This window comes from Azoarcus olearius, assembly GCF_001682385.1.
GTDB classification, from domain to species: Bacteria; Pseudomonadota; Gammaproteobacteria; order Burkholderiales; family Rhodocyclaceae; genus Azoarcus; species Azoarcus olearius.
Genome location: NZ_CP016210.1, coordinates 3,410,291 through 3,429,755 on the forward strand (window position 1 = coordinate 3,410,291; position 19,465 = coordinate 3,429,755).

The 19,465-nt window shown below is 69.9% G+C and carries 17 protein-coding genes; 6 read left to right on the forward strand and 11 right to left on the reverse strand.

Annotation, left to right across the window (positions count from 1 at the left end):
- The first annotated feature begins 23 nt into the window (after positions 1-23).
- The 3 genes from dqs_RS15590 to dqs_RS15600 are packed head-to-tail and all read left to right on the forward strand — an operon-like array spanning position 24 to position 2,040.
- Positions 24-353 carry a hypothetical protein gene (locus dqs_RS15590; protein ID WP_084018584.1) on the forward strand — a complete coding sequence of 110 codons (330 nt, stop codon included), beginning with the start codon at positions 24-26 and terminating at the stop codon, positions 351-353.
- On the forward strand, positions 354-1,061 hold the full coding sequence (locus dqs_RS15595) for a C39 family peptidase (protein WP_065341055.1): 708 nt from the start codon (positions 354-356) through the stop codon (positions 1,059-1,061). It abuts the gene before it with no gap.
- 13 nt (positions 1,062-1,074) lie between these two features.
- Complete coding sequence (locus dqs_RS15600; RefSeq protein WP_065341056.1) at positions 1,075-2,040, forward strand: hypothetical protein; 966 nt, start codon at positions 1,075-1,077, stop codon at positions 2,038-2,040.
- A 33-nt stretch (positions 2,041-2,073) separates the two neighbouring features.
- Here dqs_RS15600 and dqs_RS15605 read toward each other — a convergent pair whose 3' ends face one another.
- Together dqs_RS15605 and dqs_RS15610 are read right to left on the reverse strand one after the other, a co-directional pair.
- On the reverse strand, positions 2,074-3,414 hold the full coding sequence (locus dqs_RS15605) for an acetate kinase (protein WP_065341057.1): 1,341 nt from the start codon (positions 3,412-3,414) through the stop codon (positions 2,074-2,076).
- A gap of 54 nt (positions 3,415-3,468) precedes the next feature.
- Positions 3,469-4,797, reverse strand: a complete 1,329-nt coding sequence (locus tag dqs_RS15610; RefSeq protein WP_065341058.1) for a sigma-54 dependent transcriptional regulator — start codon at positions 4,795-4,797, stop codon at positions 3,469-3,471.
- Positions 4,798-5,351: 554 nt separating this feature from the next.
- On the opposite strand from dqs_RS15610, the gene dqs_RS15615 reads away from it, so the two are divergent.
- From dqs_RS15615 to dqs_RS15625, 3 genes are all read left to right on the forward strand, one after another.
- A complete protein-coding gene (locus dqs_RS15615; protein ID WP_065341059.1) occupies positions 5,352-5,735 on the forward strand; it encodes a hypothetical protein in 384 nt (127 codons plus the stop codon).
- Between the two features lie 141 nt (positions 5,736-5,876).
- A complete protein-coding gene (locus dqs_RS15620) occupies positions 5,877-6,284 on the forward strand; it encodes a hypothetical protein (RefSeq protein WP_011766759.1) in 408 nt (135 codons plus the stop codon).
- Between the two features lie 8 nt (positions 6,285-6,292).
- A complete protein-coding gene (locus tag dqs_RS15625) occupies positions 6,293-7,588 on the forward strand; it encodes a hypothetical protein (protein WP_065341060.1) in 1,296 nt (431 codons plus the stop codon).
- Positions 7,589-7,726: 138 nt separating this feature from the next.
- Here the strand turns inward: dqs_RS15625 and dqs_RS15630 are convergent, their stop codons facing one another.
- From dqs_RS15630 to dqs_RS15670, 9 genes are all read right to left on the reverse strand, one after another.
- Positions 7,727-8,737: a DUF6976 family protein gene (locus dqs_RS15630; RefSeq protein WP_065341061.1), complete on the reverse strand. Its 1,011-nt coding sequence runs from the start codon at positions 8,735-8,737 to the stop codon at positions 7,727-7,729.
- Positions 8,738-8,813: 76 nt separating this feature from the next.
- Entirely contained in the window at positions 8,814-9,518 is a 705-nt protein-coding gene (locus dqs_RS15635; protein ID WP_065341062.1) for a hypothetical protein, read from the reverse strand.
- 630 nt (positions 9,519-10,148) lie between these two features.
- Positions 10,149-13,034: a formate dehydrogenase subunit alpha gene (fdhF, locus tag dqs_RS15640; protein ID WP_065341063.1), complete on the reverse strand. Its 2,886-nt coding sequence runs from the start codon at positions 13,032-13,034 to the stop codon at positions 10,149-10,151.
- Entirely contained in the window at positions 13,031-14,746 is a 1,716-nt protein-coding gene (locus dqs_RS15645; protein WP_065341064.1) for an NAD(P)H-dependent oxidoreductase subunit E, read from the reverse strand. The genes fdhF and dqs_RS15645 overlap by 4 nt, the downstream gene beginning before the upstream one ends.
- Before the next feature lie 443 nt (positions 14,747-15,189).
- Positions 15,190-16,716, reverse strand: coding sequence for a 3-hydroxyacyl-CoA dehydrogenase PaaH (gene paaH, locus dqs_RS15650; RefSeq protein WP_065341065.1), 1,527 nt, complete (start codon positions 16,714-16,716; stop codon positions 15,190-15,192).
- A gap of 64 nt (positions 16,717-16,780) precedes the next feature.
- Complete coding sequence (locus dqs_RS15655) at positions 16,781-16,948, reverse strand: rubredoxin (RefSeq protein ID WP_011766766.1); 168 nt, start codon at positions 16,946-16,948, stop codon at positions 16,781-16,783.
- Between the two features lie 56 nt (positions 16,949-17,004).
- The gene (locus tag dqs_RS15660; protein ID WP_065341066.1) at positions 17,005-17,985 is read right to left on the reverse strand and encodes an NADPH:quinone oxidoreductase family protein; all 981 of its coding nucleotides are present in this window, start codon (positions 17,983-17,985) and stop codon (positions 17,005-17,007) included.
- Positions 17,986-18,001: 16 nt separating this feature from the next.
- Entirely contained in the window at positions 18,002-18,817 is an 816-nt protein-coding gene (locus dqs_RS15665; RefSeq protein ID WP_236778695.1) for an enoyl-CoA hydratase/isomerase family protein, read from the reverse strand.
- Entirely contained in the window at positions 18,814-19,239 is a 426-nt protein-coding gene (locus tag dqs_RS15670) for an acyl-CoA thioesterase (RefSeq protein WP_065341067.1), read from the reverse strand. The genes dqs_RS15665 and dqs_RS15670 overlap by 4 nt, the downstream gene beginning before the upstream one ends.
- Between the last annotated feature and the right edge of the window lie 226 nt (positions 19,240-19,465).

Below are 19,465 nucleotides of genomic sequence, written 5' to 3' on the forward strand. Positions count from 1 at the left end.
AGACCATGAGAACCGGAGTGTCCATGATCGCCCTCGGCATCGCGCTCGCCGCCACCTGCGGCTCGCCGGCGAGCGTGCATGCGGAGGAAGGCGGCGCGGCCGGCGTGCTCGGCGGCCGGGTGGTGGCGCTGGAGGCGCTGGCGGACCAGCGCGGCGGTGCCGACACCCACCTGAGCGACATCCACGCCGCCGGCGCGGTGCGCGAGGTGCAGGTGCAGGACGCGATGACGGGCTTCAACAACGTGTCCGACGGCGCGCTGGCGGGCTCGTCCGGCATGCCGATGCTGATCCAGAACACCGGCAACGGTGTGCTGATCCAGAACGCGGTGATCCTGAACGTGGAGGTGAAGTAGATGGCGCAGACGCGGCCCGCGCAATGCGGCCGCCTGCGCCGCGCCGCGGCGGCGCTGGCGTGTGCCGGCGCCGCCACCGCGCTGGCGGCCGACCTGCGGATGGTGGCGCCGCTGGGGGGCAGCCTGAGCGTGCCGACCGTGAGCCTGCGCGAAGCGCGCTTCGTCACCACGCTGCGCCAGCAGTACGACTTCTCCTGCGGGTCGGCCGCGGTGGCGACGCTGCTGACCCATCACTACGGCCACCCGGTGAACGAAGCGCAGGTGTTCCAGGTGATGTACGCCAGCGGCGACCAGGCCAAGATCCGCCGCGAAGGCTTCTCGATGCTGGACATGAAGCGCTACCTCGACCAGCTCGGCTTCATCACCGAGGGCGTGGAGGCCACGCTGGACCAGCTCGCCGCGGTGGGCGTGCCGGCGATCGCGTTGATCCAGGAGCACGGCTACGCGCATTTCGTGGTGGTGAAGGGGCTGCGCAACGCGAGCGTGCTGCTCGGCGACCCGGCGATGGGCACCCGCGTCGTCAGCCGGACGGATTTCGAGCGCAACTGGCGCAGCGGCATCCTGCTGGTGGTGAACAACAACGTGGACCGCGCCCGCTTCAACCAGGAGGTCGACTGGCGGGTGCGCCCGCGCGCCCCGCTGGCGCGCGGACTGGACAACAACACGGCGGACGTGCAGTTGCTGCAGCGCGCCCCATCGGACCATTGAAAGGACGATCGCCATGCAGACCGCCCGCATCGCGCTGCTGCTGGCCGCACTCGGCGGACTGGGCGTGGGCGCCGCACGCGCCCTGGTGGAGCACGCCGAGCCGCCGCCGCCGGGGTCCGCCGGCGACGGCGCGCACAGCGTGATGAACACCGTGGCGGCCGCCGCCTTTGCCGGCTTCGACGCCGCCGCGTGCGCGCCGGCGGAAAGCCCGCCGGCCGAATTGCTGGCGCTGGCGGACTGGCCGCTGGACCGGGCCGGAACCTGCACGCGGGCGAAGACCGGCGCGGATGTCGCGGCGCTCGAGACCGTGGCGCCGATCCGCGCCGTCGTCGAAGTGATCGAAGCCGAGTTCCGCCGCCCGCAGGACATCCTGGACAGCTACGGCGATGCCGGCCCCACCGTGGCTGCGCGCGGCCACGACTATGGCGAACACGGCGCCCTCGCTGATACCGCGACGGCCGAGGCCGAAGCACCGTATGGCGATGCCGGCACGCTGCACGCAGGCGAATTGCGCCCTGTGCCGCACGTGGTGCGCCCGCCGGCAGCCGGCCGCCCGCTGCGCCCCACGCTGATGGCGGCGGCGGTGGACGAGGCCACGCTCGACACCCTGCGCGGCGGCTTCGAAACGCCTTCCGGGCTGCGGGTGTCGTTCGGCATCGAACGCGCGGTGTATGTGAACGGCGTGCTCGCCAGCGTCACCACGGTGAACCTCGCCGAACTCGGCAACCTCGTCGGGCGCGGTGTGGCGCTGAACGAAGGCGCGACGGTGGCGGTGATCCAGAACGGCCCCAACGGCCTGCTCTCCAGCACCGGGCTGGCGAACGGCGCGCTCGCGACGGTGATCCAGAACTCGCTCGACAACCAGAGCATGCGCGCGATCACCACGATCAACGCCACGGTGAACAGCATGGAGATGCTGCGCAGCGGCCAGATGCAGCAATCGGTGCGCGACGCGATGGTGCATTCGCTGATGCGCTGACGCCCGCGCGCGGCGGACGCCAGCGCGGACACGCTACAGCGACATCGGCATCCGCAGCGTCAGTTGCAGGTCCGGCGTGTCGCGGGTGACGCCGACTCCGAGCGAGAGGTTCATGTAGTTGCCCGAGTTGAGCCGGTACGAGTAGCCCATCAGCAGCGTCCCGAGTTGCACCCGCACCGAACCCGGCGCGGTCCGGCCGTCGATCTTCACCTTGCCGACCGACTGGTGGTCGTAACCCAGGCTGAACGACGAACGTTCGTTGAGCGCCAGCCCCATGCCGAAGTTGAAGCCGATCACGCCGCCCGGCTCGACGTCGCCGATGCGCCCGCCGTCACTCGGTCCGCCCACGGTGTTGGCCTTCACGTTGTCGCGCTTGAAGCTGTACTGGTAGCTGAGGCCGCCGAAGAACACCGCCGGATCGGACGGAATCAGCACCGTCAGGCCCGGCGTCAGCGTGTAGAAGCCGGAGCCGGTGGGCAGCTCCGTCTGCAGCCCGGTGCCGCGTCCGCCCGGCAGCGTGTAGTTGGTCTCGACCTCGAACGGGTCCTTGCCGGTGCGGGTCTTGAAACGCAGCGAGGCGATGTAGTACGGGTTCTCGCCGCCGCCGTCGTTGAGCTGGTAGCGGCCGGTGAGTTCGATGTCGCCGATGCCCTTGCCATCGGCATCGAACACCGACTCGGTGGCCTGCGGCACCAGGTATTCGCGGCTCACGCTGGTGTCCGAGCGGTACACCCAGGGCACCTTGGCCTCCAGCTCGAAGCGGTTGGTGATGCCGCGCCGCACGGTGAGCGCGGCGGTGAAGGTGTTGCGCTTGACCTCGCGCACGTCGATCAGCCCGATCAGGATCGCCGGAATCACCGTGTAGCCCACCAGCGCCACCCGGTTGCTGGACGAATAGGCGTACTGCAGCGACGGCTCGACGATCCACTTGCCGGGCGGGGTGAGCACGCCGGGCGTCTCGAAGATCGTCACCACGTCGCGCTGCGGGCGGTTGTCGCCGGCCGGCGCCTGCCCCACCGTCTGCTCGCCGCCCTGCGCCGGCTGACCCTGCTGCGCCACCACCGCGGGGCGCGCCGCCGGCCCCGGCGCAGCAGCAGGCGCAGCAGCAGGCGCCGCCGCCTCCGCCGGTGCCGGCCCGCGCCCGCGCATGCCCAATGCACTGCGCAGTTCCGCCAGCGCTGCCTCCTGGCGCGCAAGGTCCGCCTTCAGCGCGTCGATCTGGCGGTTCTGCGCCTCGATCTGTTGGCGCATGCTGGTCAGCGGCGCCTCACCCCCCTCTTCCGCCACCGCGATCGCCGGCAAGCCGGCAACCACGATGCAGCCGGCGAGCCCCCTCCCAAGGGCGCGCGCGGCAAGCCTCTGCCTGTGCTTCATGAGTCTCCTCCCCCAAATGAAAAGCGGCGCCCCCTCGCGCCGCGTCCCCTGCCGCTACAACACGATCTTCAACCGGTCGATCATCCGGTACAGCGTCACCCGCGAGATGCCGAGCTGGCGCGCCGTTTCGGAGACATTGTTCTGGCATTTGCGCAACCGGGTTTCGATCATCTCGCGCTCCACCGAGGCGCGCGCCTCGTCCAGCGTGGTCGGCGCGGCACCCTCCGGCATCGGCAGGCCGAGGTCCGCCGCGGAGATGAAGCGGTTCTCGCTCATGATCATGGCCTGCTGCACCCGGTTGATCAGCTCGCGCACGTTGCCCGGCCAGTCGTAAGCCTCCATCGCCAGCGTGGCCTCGGCGCTGAAGCCGCGCACCTGCGGGCTGCGCTGGTCTTCATGCGCGGCGTACACCGCCTGCGCCAGCAGGCTGATGTCCTCGCGCCGTTCGCGCAGCGCCGGCACCGGAAGGTGCAGCACATTGAGCCGGTAGTAGAGGTCCTCGCGGAAGCGGCCCTCGGCGACCGCGCGCTTGAGGTCCACATGGGTCGCGGCGATCACCCGCACGTTCATCCGCAGCCGCTCGGTGCCGCCGACGCGGACGATGGTCTTCTCCTGCAGGAAGCGCAGCAGGCTGGCCTGCAGGTCGAGCGGCAGGTCGCCGATCTCGTCGAGGAAGAGCACGCCGTTGTTGGCGGCCTCGATATTGCCGAACTTGCGCTGCACCGCCCCGGTGAAGGCGCCGCGCTCGTAGCCGAACAGCTCGGAATGGATCAGGTTGGCCGGAATGGCGCCGCAGTTCATCGCGATGAAGGGGCCCTTGGCCCGCGCCGAATGCTGGTGGATCGCGTGCGCCACCAGCTCCTTGCCGGTGCCCGAGGCGCCGCCGATCAGCACCGGCGCATCCACCGTGATCACCTTCTCGATCTGGCGGAACAGCTGCAGCATCCGCGGGCTGCGCCCGGTCATGCCGAACGCGCCTTCGGCGCCCAGGTGCGGCACCGGCTTCGGCCCCAGCATCGCCTTGCCGTAGGCATGGCCGAGCGTAACCAGCAGCCGCTCGCGGTCGAGCGGCAAGGAATGGAAATCGTAGAAATTGCGCCGCAGCAGCGGCACCAGGCGTTCGCTGTCGAACAGCTCGCGGTGCAGCACCGCGATCCATTCCACATTAAAGCGCGCGAGCAGCGCCTCGAGATCACGCGCGGGCCAGGCGTCCTCGCCGTCGAACACGACCACGCCGACGGGCGGCGCCTCGGCGGCCAGCAGCTTGCGGGCCGCCTCCAGCGAAGACACCGGCTGGAACTCCCAACCCGTCAGCTGGAGACGGGCGAGCGCCTGCGCGACCTCTCCCCCATGATCAAGCAATACACCCCTGCGGACCGCCATCAATACCTGCCCCTGGCCGAAAACATGCCACCTGTATCGAACCAGGAGGAGTGCCGGCGAACGCCCGCGACGCGTGGCCGGACAAGCGGCACAGCGCGCTGCATTCAACCAACAGGGAAGGCCCCTCCATCTGCACGGCATGCGGGTTGCGGGTTCTGCGGCCCGTCGCCGCCTGCGTGCGTGTTCACTTATAGAACAGTTCCGCCGCAGCGCGCAAAGCCTTTTTACCCTTCGCGGTATGCCAGGCGGGAAGCACGTCACGCTTTCCGCGAGATTGCGGATTTTTCCATGCATTCAGTTACATATCGACGTCCGGCTGAATCCGTCGGGATAGGGCGGCGGGCGTCGGGTATGGCGCCCGGATCGTCCGCCACGAGTGTCGGCATTGCTTACACCTCGCCGCCCGGCGGCGCCGGAAGCCTTGCCATAACTCATCGGCATATTCCTTGCTTTAATTCCCTTGGCGCCGCCGGAATCCGAGATGCGGCGCCCGTCCCCGGATCGGGCCGCGTGACCTCCCACACGCCCGGCGACGTATTCCAGAAGAGATAACCATGAACGCTGCCCAACGCGCCCTCGCCCATGCGATCCCGTTCGTACTCGGCCTTGCCTGCCTGCCCGCCGGCGCCGCCGAGGATTTCCGCGCCTTCCACAACCGCTTTCGCGCCGCCATCGTCCGCAACGACGCCGCCGGCCTTGCCGAGTTGACCCGGCTGCCCTTCCTGCTCGAAGGGCGCCAGCTCGATCGCGACGCCTTCGTGCGCACCTACCCGGTCGTGTTCACGCCGGCCCTGCGCCACTGTCTGGCTGCCGCGCCGGTCGCCACCGAAGGCAGCGACAAGACGGTGCACTGCCCGCCGTATTCCTTCTATTTCCGCGTCGATGGTGGACGCTGGCTGCTCGCCGGGTTCGGCGCCGACGGCGAGGACGCGCAATGACAACCGCCGCACGACGCTACCCGGAAGGCATGCGGCACCGCAGCGCGCCGGCTGCGTCGTCGCGGGCAACGCCGCCGCTCGCGCGCGCCGCCTGTCACGATCCGCCGGCACCGGCTGCCGGCCCCCGCTGAGGAGGTTTCGATGGGCAAGCTTGCGAACCTGCTGGTCGGCCCCGAGCTTTACTGGGCCTGCGTCTATGGCGGCACGCGCCTGCTTGCGCGGCTGAACCTTCCCGCGTCCGAGCTGGGCAACGCGTGGATGGAAAGGCTGGGCGTGTGGCTGTTGCCGCTGCTCGCGGTACCGCTCGCGTTCTGGCTGATATTCGGCATGCTGCCCGAGCCCACCTCCACCGTCTGGCTGTGGCTGCGACTCGCGCTTGCCACCGCGATCGGGCTCAACGCCTGCCTGATCATCCTCGCCGGCGCCATCGACTACGGCGACAGCCGCAACGCCGGCGTCGCCGGGGTGTGGGTGTTCGGCGCCATCGTCGGCACCCTGCTCTTCATCCTGTGCAGCCTCGCCATGCGCTTCGGCAACTGGCCGCGCTGAATCCGACCATGCATCGCCTACATCACTGGTTCGCCGAATACCCCGTTCTCGTCGGCCTCGCCGCGGCCGCCGCCATCACGCTGCTGGTGGCCGCAGTGCTCGCCGTCACCATGCATCGGGCCGGGGTTTCGCTGAAACCGCTGGTGTGGATCTTCGTGCTGATCGGGCTGATCGGCCTGCCCCAAGCCGCCGTTCATGTGCTCGACGTCATCCGTTTCGAGCAACAGCGCGCCGATGCACAACCCGCCCAGGCAGCCGCCGTGCTGCAGCCGGTGCCGTGGGAGCTGGTCTTCGGCCACAACGCCGACCCCAGCCTGATGACCGATCCGCGCGCGGCGCTGGCGCCGGTGCTGGGCGAGGCCGCGATCGCGGTGCTCTCCTTCACGGCAGAGGGCGAATCCGCGCTCGCCGCGCGCTTTGCCGACGCCCGCGCGGCGACGCGGGCGCTGGACGCCTACGGCAACTTCTTCCAGTTCGCGCTCGCCCGCGGCAGCGACCGCGCCGGCTGGACCGCGCGCCGCTACGGCGGCGGAGGCGAATGGAACCACGTGGTGGTGGCGGGCAACGAACTCTATGCCTGGACCGGCCCAAGCCGCGAGGCGGTGATCGCTCGCCGCGAACGCGTGCTGGGCAGCTGGCAGCCGCCGCCGCCCACACCGCCGCAACGCGCGCACGAGGCGCGGCTGGTCAGCGGCAGCCTGAGCGGGCCGGCCATGCTCGGTTTCGCGGCGCTCAACCTGGCCGCCGTGGTGGCCTGGTTCTTCTGGGGCGCGGCGTGGGCGGCGCGCACCGATCCCGGCCCGGACGCGCACCCGATGCCGGCCTCGGTGCTGCGGCTGCAGGTACTCGCCGCGTATGCCGGCGGCGGGCCGGTGCAGGCCGATGCCGCGCCCGACGGCAGCATCCTGCTCGACTGGAACTACGCCGACGCGCGCTGGTTCGACCTGATGCACCTGCACCGCCTGCAACGCACGCAAAGGCTGGTGCTCAACTTCGACGAGGCCGAGCGCACGGTGCGGGTGCGCGAATACTGGAGCCGGATCGATACCTCCGCCGGCTATAGCGGCCTGCGCCTCGCGTGGCAGCACTCCAGCGGCATCGAGCTGTTCCGCGTGGAGGAAGAACGCCACTACGGCATCCAGCTCGACGCCGCCGGCCGCCCGAGCGGCGAACTGGTGCACGCCACCCGTTTCGATTCGCGCCTGCTCAAGCAGCCCGCCATCGACCGCGTCACGGCGGCCGGCTGGCGCTGGCAGCCCACGCTGGTCAGCGCGCCGCGCTGGATGCGCTGGCTGACCGGCTGACGCGGCGGGGCACCGGCCACCTCATTCACGCCTCTCCCCGCCCCGACAAGCACGCTGCGCGGTGGTCACGAGCCAGCCCGCGGCATGCGGCCGCGCGCCCTTGCCCAACGCCTGCCGCGCACCCGGCGCCGCCTTGCATCAGGCGCGGGCCACCTTCAGATACACCAGGGTCTGGTTCAGCAGCTGGTAGGCCACTTCGCCAAACGTGATCGGCCCGAAGAAGTTGCCGGCGCGCCGCCCTTCCAGCCCGCCGTGCAGGTAGTTGAGGATGCAGTTGCAGGCGAAATCCGCGCGCTCGCCGGCCGGCAACGCCACTTGCAGCGCCGCCGGGTAATCCGCCACCGGCGCGGCCAGGCGGTAGGCTACGTCGTCGAACACCGGCGCATAGAACTCCACCCGCCCCTCGGCGGCGTTGATGCCCTTGAACGACACATTCACCCGCGCGCCGCAGTAGTCCGCCACCAGCGGCAGGCGCAGGTCGGCGCCGCTGCGTTGCAGCCACTCGGCGAAATCCTGCTCGACGCCGTCCACCCGGCAGCGCGATGCGGAAAAGCCGGTTTCGGGAAAGCGCAGCTCCGCGCCGGCCGCCGGCTGCATCACGTTGACGATCTCGACCGTGGCGTAGTCCTCATCGGCCAGCGTCACATGGATCGCCGCCGCGTGCTCCGGCGAGAAGCGGCCGCTGCGCCCATCGACCACCAGCGGCTCCACCCGGCCGAGGTCGTCCAGATGCACGCCGGCCACCCAGCCCGCCACCGGCTTGACGAACATGTCCTCGAAATCCGGCGCGCGCCGCGCGTACAGCGAATGCACCGCCGAGAACGCCGGGATGATCAGCAGGGTGTAGCCGTTGGCCGGCGCGTCCATGCACAGGCCGGCGATACCCACGGTGTCGTACAGCCGGATGTCGGCGGCGATGCCCGGCAGCTCGGTCACGAACACCCGGTCGCGGCTCACCTGCCCGCCCGCCTCATCCATGAAATAGGGAATCGTCCCGCCGATCCAGTTGCCGCGCGGCAGCGCGCGCAGGCAGGCTTCGTCGCCGGCGATCGACAGCAGCGCGCCGCTGCCGATGCGGTCGGCAGCTTCGGCCACGGTAAGCAGGCAGCCGCCGTGGCCGGCCGAGATGATTTTGTCAGCAGCGCTCACCGCACTACCCTCCTGTCCCTGGGTGAAGTTTTCGGTGAGTGAGAACGCGCGCCCTTCGGCGGCCGGGCGACGGCGCTCATGCCATCTCCCGGAGCTGAGCCAGCTCATGCGCCAGCGCGCGCTCGTTGCGGACGAAATAGCGGTGCAGTTCGCGCACCTTCAGCGCCCGCACCTCGTCATCGGTAATCAGCTCGAACTGCCCGCGGCTGCGGCCGAGCAGCAGCTTCAGCGCCAGCACGCGCACGTCGATCTCCTGCCGCCCTTCAAGCAGCGCCAGCCACACCGGATGCTCCGGCGGCGGCACCGCGGAATCACCGGCCGCACTGGCCGCAGGCAGCGCCTCGCCCTCGCCGCTGCCGCCTTGCTTGCCGGTGTCGAGCGCGAAACGGTAGCGCCAGACCTCGGTCAGCGGCAGGTTCAGCAGCTTGCAGATGTGCTCCAGGCTCACGCCCTCGCGGAACAGTGCGAAGATCTGGCGGGTCAGCGCGCGGGTGAATGGCAACTCGTCCTCCCCCGCCCAGCCGAAGCGCGACAGGTCCGCGCCCTCCGGCACCGCCACCTTCAACTGCACCCGCCAGTCGCCGACATTGACATGACGCCAGTCCATCTCGCGCTCGTGCCCCACCGGCGCGCGGCGCGCGCGGCCAAACCAGCCGCGCGGCTGCTCGACGCCGACATGGACCACCATTTCACGGATGCGCGCGGAAAGGTCCACCCCGCGCACCGCCCACGGTTCCTCCAGCCCCAGCAGATGTCCAAGCACCGCCCGCGCATCCGTCATGTCGCCACCCTTGCGTGATTTCGATCCGCCGACCGGGCAACGCGCATGCCAGATGCACAGCGTGGCGGCATTACGCAGCGCAGCATCGGGCGATCATCGTGAAATGCTTGCAGGCCAGCGCGCAGGGCGGTGCACGGCTGCTGCTGGACAGCAAAACAGAGGGTGTTTCAAAGCGGAACGGCGCGGGGCAGCAGGGTGGGCAGCGCTGTGGCATAACGGAACGGCGACGATGGTCGCATAGTGCGCTGTTGAGGGGCTGCGTCGGGGCGACCCCATCCCCTCCTAACCCGGTAGCCGGTGCCGGGAGGCACCGTCGTTCGGGCGGCGGCGAGCGATGCTCGCCGAAACCCCGTCCTCACCTCCTTGACGGGGAGGGAGCGATCCGGCTCGCCCCGTGTTCCTTGCCTGCCGCGTTAGCATTGAACAGGGAACAGAACCTTGTTCCACCTTGCGGGGAGCGAAGCGGGAATTCAGCGATCATTGCTCGGGGCGTGCCGACCGATGGCGGCTTTCGGCACCACCTGCCGTGCGGGATAGACTGCCCCCTCCCCTTGAAGGGGGAGGAACTCGGAGCCGCCCAGTCGCCCCAGGGCCTCAAAGCCCCAAGGCAACTCCGCCACCCTTCGCCCCTCACGCGCCCACCGGCACCCCCACCCGCAACGCGCAGTACTTGAACTCCGGAATCTTGCCGAAGGGGTCCAGCGCTGGCTGGGTCAGCAGGTTGGCTGCGGCTTCCACGTAGCAGAAGGCCATGAACACCGAGCCCGGCTGCACGCCCTCGTCGGCGCGCGCTTCCAGTTCGATGTGGCCGCGCCGCGTCTCCAGCACCACGCGGCCGCCGGAAGCGACGCCGAGGCGGGCGAGATCGGCCGGATGCATGCCGCACCAGGGCACCGGGTCGAGGGCGTCGAGCACATCGGCGCGGCGCGTCATCGAGCCGGTGTGCCAGTGCTCCAGCACGCGCCCGGTGATCAGCACCATCGGAAACTCGGAATCCGGCAGCTCGGCCGCTGGCAGCGGCGTCGCCGGCACGAAGCGGCCGCGGCCGCTGGCGGTGGGGAAATCCGCCTGGAACAGCACCGGCTGCGAGGGCTGGTCCACCGCCGCCTTGGGCGCCACTACCGCGCCCGCGTCCTCCAGCGCCGCCCAGGTGATGCCGGCATAGCTCGGCATCGCCCGCGTCAGTTCGGCGAACACCTCATGCGGGCCGGCGTAGTCCCAGGCCAGGCCGAGGCGCTGCGCCATCTGCTGGATGATCCACCAGTCCTGGCGCGCCTCGCCCGGCAGCGGCAGCGCCGGCCGCGCGAGTTGCACCAGGCGGTCGGTATTGGTGAAGCTGCCGGTCTTCTCGTACTGCGAGGACGCCGGCAGCACCACGTCGGCCAGCATCGCGGTTTCGGTCAGGAAGATGTCCTGCACCACCAGATGTTCCAGGTTGGCCAGGCCCTCGCGCGCATGGCCGAGGTCGGGGTCGGACATCGCCGGGTTCTCGCCCTCGATGTACATGCCGCGGATGCGCCCTGCGCAGGCGGCATCCATGATCTCGACCACGGTGAGGCCCGGCTCGGTCGGCAGCGGCTGGCCCCACAGCGCCTCGAAGCGGGCGCGCACTGCGGGGTCGGCCACCTTCTGGTAGTCGGGCAGCATCATCGGGATGAGCCCGGCGTCGGACGCCCCCTGCACGTTGTTCTGGCCGCGCAGCGGATGCAGGCCGGTGCCGGCGCGGCCGATCTGGCCGGTCATCAGCGCGAGCGCGATCAGGCAGCGCACGTTGTCGGTGCCGTGGGTGTGCTGCGACACGCCCATGCCCCAGAAGATGATCGAGTTCGGCCCACGGGCGTAGGCGCGCGCGACCTCGCGCACGGTGTCGGCCGCGATGCCGGTGATGGTCGCCATCCGCTCCGGCGGGTATTGCAGCGCCGCCTCGCGGAAGGCGTCGAAGCCCTCGGTGCGGCGGGCGATGAAGTCGGCATCGATCAGCCCTTCCTCGATGATCACGCAGGCCATGGACAGCAGCAGCGCGACGTCCGCATCCGGGCGGAACTGCAGCACCCGCCAGGCGTGGCGGGCGAGCGGCGTCTGGCGCGGGTCCATCATCACCAGCTTCATGCCGCGCTCGGCGGCGTTCTTGATGAAGCTCGCCGCCACCGGATGGTTGGCCGCCGGGTTGGCGCCGATGACGATGGCGAGGTCGGCGATCTCGACATCGCGCACCGGGTTGGAAACCGCGCCCGAGCCGATGCCTTCCAGCAGCGCCGCCACCGACGAGGCGTGGCACAGCCGGGTGCAGTGGTCGACGTTGTGGGTGCCGAAGCCGGTGCGCACCAGCTTCTGGAACAGATAGGCCTCCTCGTTGCTGCCCTTGGCCGAGCCGAACCCGGCCAGCGCCTGCGGCCCATGCTCACGCTTGATGCGCGCCAGCCCGCCGGCGGCGAAGTCCAGCGCCTCTTCCCAGCTCGCCTCGCGGAAGGCGGCGAGCGGATTGGCGGGGTCGAGGTTCACGCCCTTGGGGATGCCGGGCTTGCGGATCAGCGGCACGGTGAGGCGTTCGCGGTTGCGGCTGTAGCTGAAACCGTAGCGGCCCTTGACGCACAGCCGCCCGGCATTGGCGGGGCCGTCGCGGCCTTCGGCGAAGACGATCTTCTGGGAAGCGCCCTCGCCGGCAACGTGGTAGGTGACCTGGCAACCGACGCCGCAGTAGGGGCAGAGGGAGTGGATCTGGCGGGTGGGGGTGTAGGTGGCCTGCTCTCTTTCCTTCAAATGGGAGCGAGAAGGCAAAGACTGTAGGGATGGACCGATATTCTCCCTCCCCTTCAAGGGGAGGGTTGGGGTGGGGATGGGGTTAGGCGCACTCGCATCTCCACCGTCCACCGCATGGAACAGGCTCAACGACAACGCCGGCGCCAGCGCCCCCGTCGGACAGGCCTGCACGCACTCTCCGCAGCCCACGCAGGTCGAGGTCCCCATCCCCACGTCCAGATCGAACACGATCTTCGATTCCGCCCCGCGATGCGCATAGCCGATCACGTCGTTCACCTGGATCTCGCGGCAGGCGCGCAGGCAGCGGTTGCACTGGATGCAGGCGGCGAGGTTCACCGCGATGCCGGGGTGGCTGGTGTCGGCCACTGGCTGTTCGCGCGGCGCGAAGCGGCTGTCGCCGACACCGAGCTGCTCGCACCAGTAGGCCAGTTCCGAATCCGCCTTTTCGGCTTCAACCGGCACATCGGCGCGCAGCAGCTCCAGCACCATGCGCTGCGAGGCGCGCGCCCGACTGCTGGCGCTCTGCACCTTCATGCCGGGCTTGGGCGCGCGGCAGCAGGACGGCGCCAGCACGCGCTCGCCGTCGATCTCGACCACGCAGGCGCGGCAGTTGCCGTCGGCGCGCAGGCCGTCGGTGTAGCACAGGTGGGGGATGTCCACGCCGGCGCGGCGGGCGGCGAGCAGGATGGATTCGCCGGGGGCGGCGTCCACCGCGCGGCCGTCGAGTTCGAAGGTAATGGTGTCGGGGGCGTTCATGCCGCGCCCTCCTTCTGTTCGCTTGCGCCCACTGCGCCGACTTCCTGCGGGAAGTAGCGCAGCACCGAGCGCATCGGGTTGGGCGCGGCCTGACCGAGGCCGCAGATCGAGGCGTCCATCATCGCGCTGCCGAGTTCGTCGAGCAGGCCGGCGTCCCACTTGGGCGCGGCCATCAGGTCGGCGGCCTTGGCGGTACCGACGCGGCAGGGCGTGCATTGGCCGCAGGACTCATGGGCGAAGAAGTGCATCGCGTTCTCCGCCAGCACGCGGGCCTTGTCGTGCTGCGAGAACACCACGATCGCCGCCGAGCCGATGAAGCAGCCATAGGGCGCCAGCGTGTCGAAGTCCAACGGCACGTCTGCGAGGCGGGCGGGCAGGATGCCGCCCGAGGCGCCGCCGGGAAAATAGCCGTACAGCTCGTGCCCCGGCAGCATGCCGCCGCAGTGCTCATCGACCAGCTGGCGCAGGGTGATGCCGGCGTCGGTGACGACCACGCCGGGCTTCGCCACCCGCCCGCTCACCGAAAAGCTGCGCAGCCCGCGGCGGCCGTTGCGGCCGCGGCCTTCCAGCCACTGCGCCCCCTGCACCAGGCCGGCGGTGACGATGTCGCGCACCCACCACAGGGTTTCCGGGTTGTGCACCAGGGTCGGCCGGCCGAACAGGCCCACCTCCGCCACATAGGGCGGGCGCAGCCGCGGCACGCCGCGCTTGCCTTCGATGGATTCGATCATCGCCGACTCTTCGCCGCAGATGTAGGCGCCGGCGCCGCGGCGCAGCTCGATCGGCGGCAGATCCGGCCACGCCGCGCGCAGCTTGTCGAGTTCGGCGAGCAGCATGCGGCGCAGCGCCGGGTATTCGTCGCGGATGTAGATCCAGATCGCCGAGATGCCGACCACGCGGGCGGCGATCAGCATGCCTTCGAGGAAGCGGTGCGGGTCGCGGCCGAGGTAGTGGCGGTCCTTGAAGGTGCCGGGTTCGCCTTCGTCGATGTTCACCGCCATGTTGCGCGGCGCCGGCTGCGCCCTCACCGTGCGCCACTTGCGCGCCGCCGGAAAACCCGCGCCGCCGAGGCCGCGCAGGATGGCGGTGTCGAGCACGCCAAGCACCTCCTCCGCGTCGTGCTCGCCGCGTACCACAGACTCATACAGCCTGTAGCCGCCATCGGCACGGTAGGCGTCGAAGTCGATGATCTCCGGCGCGGCCTCCTCGCGCTCGCCGGCCGCCACCGCCGCGGCCACCTTGTCGGCATCGGCGTGCATCACCGGGTTCTGCCCCACCACCGCCACCGGCGCGCAGTCGCAGCGGCCGACACAGGGCACGCGCTGCACCCGCACCTCCGCGCCCAGCCGGCCTTCGAGTTCGACGGCGAGTTCCGGCCCGCCGTAGAGCGCGCAGGTCAGCGAATCGCACACCCGCACCGTCAGCAGCGGCGGCGGCGTTTCGCCGGCGGGCACCACGTCGAAGTGGTGGTAGAAGGTGGCCACCTCATAGACCTCGGCCTGCGCCAGCTTCATCGCCTCGGCGAGTGCCGCGAGGTGGTCGGCGTAGAGCGCGCCGTGGGCATCCTGCAGGCGGTGCAGGTATTCGATCAGGCGGTCGGCACGCGGGGTTTCGCCGACCAGCGCGGCGTTTGCTGCGGCGCGCGCCGCCTCGGGCAAGGGCGGCCGGCCACGGCCGCGGCTGGGGGAGATCGCTCGGTTTGCTTCGGTCATGCTTTTGGTCCGTTGTTGCGGGATGGGCGGTGCTTCAGCGGGAACGGGGCTTTGAGGGTCTGAGAGCAGATAGCGCTGTGCCGCCGGAACCGCAAAACATTCAAGGGGGTGAAGCAGGGGGTCCCGGCAAGCGTCGCTGCCACCTGCTGAACAGCGAAGCGAAGGCGCCGGAGCACGCCTGATTTTGCCCCCTCCCCTTCAAGGGGAGGGCTGGGGTGGGGATGGGTCTTGGTGCAAGCTGAACCCACACCCATCCCCCTCCTAACCAGTAGTCTCGGCTTCGCCTCGCCGCTCCGCCGGCATCGAGCAGTGCTCGATGAAACCCCGGCTACGCCCCCCTTGAAGGGGGAGGGACAAAAACAACGGGCTGTGCTCCTACGCAATTGCATCCGCACCAGCCACGTCTTTCTCCCCGCCCCAGCTACAGCAAGCCCCTAACCCCCTCAAAGCAACCCCCGCCTCCCGTAAGCCCGCCGCTGAATCAGCGGCGACAGCCGATATCGTTCCTCGCCATAGTGCGCGCGCAGATTCGTCAGCACCCGCGCCACGAAATCCACACCCAGCCGGTCCGCCCAGGCCAGCGGGCCTTCCGGGTAATTGGTGCCGTAGCGCATCGCGGTGTCGATGTCGGCCGCGCTGCCGATGCCCTGCACCACGCCGTCCGCCGCTTCGTTGGCCAGCATGCAGACGGTGCGCAGCGCCACCAGGCCGGCGACGTCGTCCAGCCGGCTGACGGCGATGCCGGCCGCCTGCAGCGTGCCGACGACCAGTTGCCAGGCTTCCTCGCCGCACTGGTCGGCGCGCGCCAAGGCGATGCGCGGCGTGGTGGCGTAGTCGCGGGCGAGGTCGAACAGCACCAGGTCGGGCGTGCCTTCCTCGGCGGCGCGGTGGGTCGCGGTGCGGCCGTCGGACATCAGCAGGCGGGCATCGCCGATCAGCAGTTCGCCGCCGTGCGAGGGCGCGCCGGCGCAGTGTTCGATCGGAATGCCGGCGGCTTCCAGCCGGGCCAGCAGCGGCGCGGCGACGCCGAGGTCGCCGCTCACCGACACCGCCTTCGCCGGCGCGGCGTGCGGCTCCACCAGCGGCTGCGGCTTGTCTGCGCCATCGTGGTAGTCGTAGAAGCCCTGCCCGCTCTTGCGGCCGAGGCGGCCGGCCAGGGTCAGTTCCTGCTGGATCAGGCTGGGGGTGAAGCGCTTGTCGCCGAAATAGGCGTCGAACACCGAGCGCGTCACCGCGTAATTCACGTCGTGGCCGATCAGGTCCATCAGCTCGAACGGGCCCATCGGGAAGTTGCAGGCTTCGCGCATGATTGCGTCCAGCGTCGCCGGGGTGGCGGCGCGTTCGGCCAGCACCCGCAGCGCTTCGGCGTAGTAGGGCCGCGCGACGCGATTGACGATGAAGCCGGGGGTGGAGGTGGCGTGCACCGGTACCTTGCCCCAGGACTTGGCGGTGTCGTACAGCGTGGCGGCGACCGCCGGATCGGTGGCCAGCCCGGAGACGATCTCCACCAGCGCCATGCGCGGCGCCGGGTTGAAGAAGTGCAGGCCGGCCAGTTGCTGGGGCCGCGCCAGCACCGAACCCATCGCGGTGATCGACAGCGACGAGGTGTTGGTGGCGAGGATGGCGCCGCTGCCGACCATTTCCTCCAGCTGGCGGAACAGCTTCTGCTTGATTTCGAGGTTCTCGACGATGGCCTCGATCAGCAGGCCGGCGTCGGCCAGGTCCTCGATGCGGCTGGTCGGCTGCACCCGGGCCAGCGTCGCCTCGCAATCGGCCTCGGAGAGCTTGCCCTTGCCGACGAGAAAGCGCAGGTCCTTCTCGATGCCGGCCTTGCCGCGCGCAACCGCCTCGGCGTTCATGTCGTACAGATAGACGGTGTGCCCGGCGCGCGCGGCGACGTGGGCGATGCCGCTACCCATGGCGCCGGCGCCGACCACGGCGACCTTGATGGAGTGAGCGAGTGCGGCCATGCGGAAGATTCCTTATGCGGTTCGGATCGATCGGAAGCGCGCACCGGAGTGCGCCGCCGCCAATTTATTCCGGGTTGTATTGCATCCAGTTGGACTTCGGCGTGCCGCATTCCGGGCAGACGAAATTCTCCGGCACGTCTTCCCACGCCGTGCCGGCAGCGATGCCTTCGTCGGGCAGGCCGGTCTCTTCGTTGTAGGGGAAATAGCAGGCGCTGCACTGGTATTGAGCCATGGTCGTTCTCCGTTGGGCCGGGGGGCCGTGTGTATCGGTGTTGTAGTGAGGTAAAGCTATTGCTGCGGCAGCACGATGAGCTTGCCCGCGACCTGGCGGCCGGCGAGCGCGCGCATCGCATCCACCGCGCCGCCCAGACCGCAGGCGGCGGTGACCGGCGGCCGCAAGCGGCCGTCGGCAAAACAGTCGAGCACCGCCGCCACCTGGCGCGCGGCCTCCTGCGGCTCGCGCCGCATCAGCTCGTCCCAGAACACGCCCAATGCCTCGCAGCCCTTCAGCAGCAGCAGGTTGGCGGGAATGCGCGGGATCTCGCCGGCGGCGAAGCCGATGATCAGCACCCGGCCGCGCCAGGCGGTGGCGCGCAGCGCGGCCTCGGTGTAGGCGCCGCCCACCACGTCGACGACGATGTCGGCACCCTGTCCGCCGGTGGCGGCCTTGACCGCGTCCTTGAGGTCGGCGGCGGTGTAATCGATGAGCACGTCGGCGCCGTGTTCGCGGCACAGCGCCAGGCGTTCCGCGCTGCCGGCGGCGGCGATCACCCGCGCGCCGGCAGCCTTGGCGATCTGTACCGCGGCCAGCCCGACGCCGCCGGCGGCGCCGAGCACCAGCACGTTTTCGCCGGCCTGGATGCGGGCGCGGTCGTGCAGGCCGAACCAGGCGGTGCCGTAGGTCACCAGCCCGGCGGCGGCGGCCTCGAAGCCCACCGCATCCGGCAACGGCCAGGTCTGGCTGGCCTTGGCGCGGCACAGTTCGGCATAGCCGCCGTAAGAGGTGAAGGCGCACACGCGGTCGCCCGGCCGCACATGGCTGACGCCCTCGCCCACCGCCGCGACCCTGCCGGCCACTTCGCCGCCGGGCGAAAACGGCGCCGCCGGCTTCACCTGGTATTTACCCTGCACGATCAGGGTGTCGTAGAAGTTGATGCCGGCCGCGGAGACGCGGATGACGACTTCGCCGGCCGCGGGCCGGGGGTCGGGCAGTTCGCCGACCTGCAGGGCGTCGAGCGGGGCGAATTCCTGGCAGACGAGTGCGCGCATGGTCGATCTCCCGGGTTCAGAACGGCGCGTTGGGCGGAAACACCGCCGGCCGGCGCTCGCGCACGGCGGCGAGGCCTTCGCGCACTTCGGGGCCGGTGAAGCCGAGCATTTCCAGCGCCACCGAGTTGTCGAAGATCGGCCCGGCCTGGCGCAGCCAGTTGTTGAGGCTGTGCTTGGTCCAGCGCAGCGCGCTCTGCGGCCCGGCGGCGAGCTTGTTGGCGATCTCCAGCGCGCTGTCCATCAGCGCGTCGGCCTCCACCGCCATCGACACCAGGCCGATGCGCTCGGCTTCCTCGCCGGAGATTTCATTGGAGAGCAGCAGGTGCAGCTTGGCCTTGGCCATGCCGCACAAGAGCGGCCAGATCATCGCGGCGTGATCACCCGCGGCGACGCCGAGGCGGGTGTGGCCGTCGATCAGGCGGGCGTTCTTGGCGGCGATGGAGATGTCCGCCATCAGCGCCACCGCGAGGCCGCCGCCGACTGCCGGACCGTTGATCGCGGAGACGATGATCTTGGAGCAGTTGATCATGTTGTACACGATGTCGCGCGCCTCCTTCCAGACGCGGGCGCGGTGCTCGAAGCTCTCCACCATGTCGCCGACCAGTTCCAGCGTGCCGCCAGCGGAAAAGCCCTTGGCCTGGCCGCGCACGATCACCACCGAGATGTCCGGGTCGCGGTCGATGTCGCGCCAGATGTCGGCGAGTTCGCCGTGCCCGGCGTGGTCGGCCGCCGGCAATTTGCCATCGCGGCCCATGACGAGTTCGACGACGCCGCGTTCGTGGCGGACGATTTCGAGGCTGGTGTAGCGGCTGTAGTCCATGCGGGCGCTCACTTCTGTTCCGGTTGTTTCAGGTAGGCGACGAACTTCGGCCGCCAGAATTCTTCGGTGATCGGCACCGGGCGCAGCTTGTCGATGTCGGCGAGCACGATCTTGAGCCGCCCGCGCACCCGCAGCTGCTCGCCGGCGAAGGCGCCGATCTCCAGCTGCAGCGAGGCGTTGCCGATCTCCACCACCTGCAGGCGGAAGGTCAGCAGGTCGCCGTAGCGCGAGGGCGCGAGGTACTCGACCTCGAGCTTCACCATCGGGATGCCGAGGCGCATGTCTTCGTGCAGGGTGTGGAAGGACACCCCGAGGCCGTCGGCGAACCAGTCCTCGACGACCTCGTTGAAGAGTTCGACGTAGCGCGGGTAGAACACGATGCCGGCAGGATCACAGTGGGCGAAGCGGATGCGTTTGGGGCGGTCGTAGGTCATGGTTCTTTGTTCGGTCGACTCAACTCGTACGGTTAAGAGACGGTTCTTGTCCCCTCCCCTTCAAGGGGAGGGTTAGGGTGGGGATGGGGTCGGGTTCAGCGAGCACCGTCTAAACCCCATCCCCACCCCCGCCCTCCCCTTGAAGGGGAGGGAGTAAAAACAGGCCCGCCCGGGAGCCTTCGCTGCGCTCCGTCGTTCGGCCGGCGGCGAGCATGCTCGCCGAAAC

Excerpts from the sequence above, each read along its gene's own strand:
- dqs_RS15590 (WP_084018584.1), top strand. The coding sequence starts at position 24 with ATGATCGCCCTCGGCATCGCGCTCGCCGCCACCTGCGGCTCGCCGGCG.
- dqs_RS15595 (WP_065341055.1), top strand. The coding sequence starts at position 354 with ATGGCGCAGACGCGGCCCGCGCAATGCGGCCGCCTGCGCCGCGCCGCG.
- dqs_RS15600 (WP_065341056.1), top strand. The coding sequence starts at position 1,075 with ATGCAGACCGCCCGCATCGCGCTGCTGCTGGCCGCACTCGGCGGACTG.
- dqs_RS15605 (WP_065341057.1), bottom strand. The coding sequence starts at position 3,414 with ATGAAGCACAGGCAGAGGCTTGCCGCGCGCGCCCTTGGGAGGGGGCTC.
- dqs_RS15610 (WP_065341058.1), bottom strand. The coding sequence starts at position 4,797 with ATGGCGGTCCGCAGGGGTGTATTGCTTGATCATGGGGGAGAGGTCGCG.
- dqs_RS15615 (WP_065341059.1), top strand. The coding sequence starts at position 5,352 with ATGAACGCTGCCCAACGCGCCCTCGCCCATGCGATCCCGTTCGTACTC.
- dqs_RS15620 (WP_011766759.1), top strand. The coding sequence starts at position 5,877 with ATGGGCAAGCTTGCGAACCTGCTGGTCGGCCCCGAGCTTTACTGGGCC.
- dqs_RS15625 (WP_065341060.1), top strand. The coding sequence starts at position 6,293 with ATGCATCGCCTACATCACTGGTTCGCCGAATACCCCGTTCTCGTCGGC.
- dqs_RS15635 (WP_065341062.1), bottom strand. The coding sequence starts at position 9,518 with ATGACGGATGCGCGGGCGGTGCTTGGACATCTGCTGGGGCTGGAGGAA.
- fdhF (WP_065341063.1), bottom strand. The coding sequence starts at position 13,034 with ATGAACGCCCCCGACACCATTACCTTCGAACTCGACGGCCGCGCGGTG.
- dqs_RS15645 (WP_065341064.1), bottom strand. The coding sequence starts at position 14,746 with ATGACCGAAGCAAACCGAGCGATCTCCCCCAGCCGCGGCCGTGGCCGG.
- paaH (WP_065341065.1), bottom strand. The coding sequence starts at position 16,716 with ATGGCCGCACTCGCTCACTCCATCAAGGTCGCCGTGGTCGGCGCCGGC.
- dqs_RS15655 (WP_011766766.1), bottom strand. The coding sequence starts at position 16,948 with ATGGCTCAATACCAGTGCAGCGCCTGCTATTTCCCCTACAACGAAGAG.
- dqs_RS15660 (WP_065341066.1), bottom strand. The coding sequence starts at position 17,985 with ATGCGCGCACTCGTCTGCCAGGAATTCGCCCCGCTCGACGCCCTGCAG.
- dqs_RS15670 (WP_065341067.1), bottom strand. The coding sequence starts at position 19,239 with ATGACCTACGACCGCCCCAAACGCATCCGCTTCGCCCACTGTGATCCT.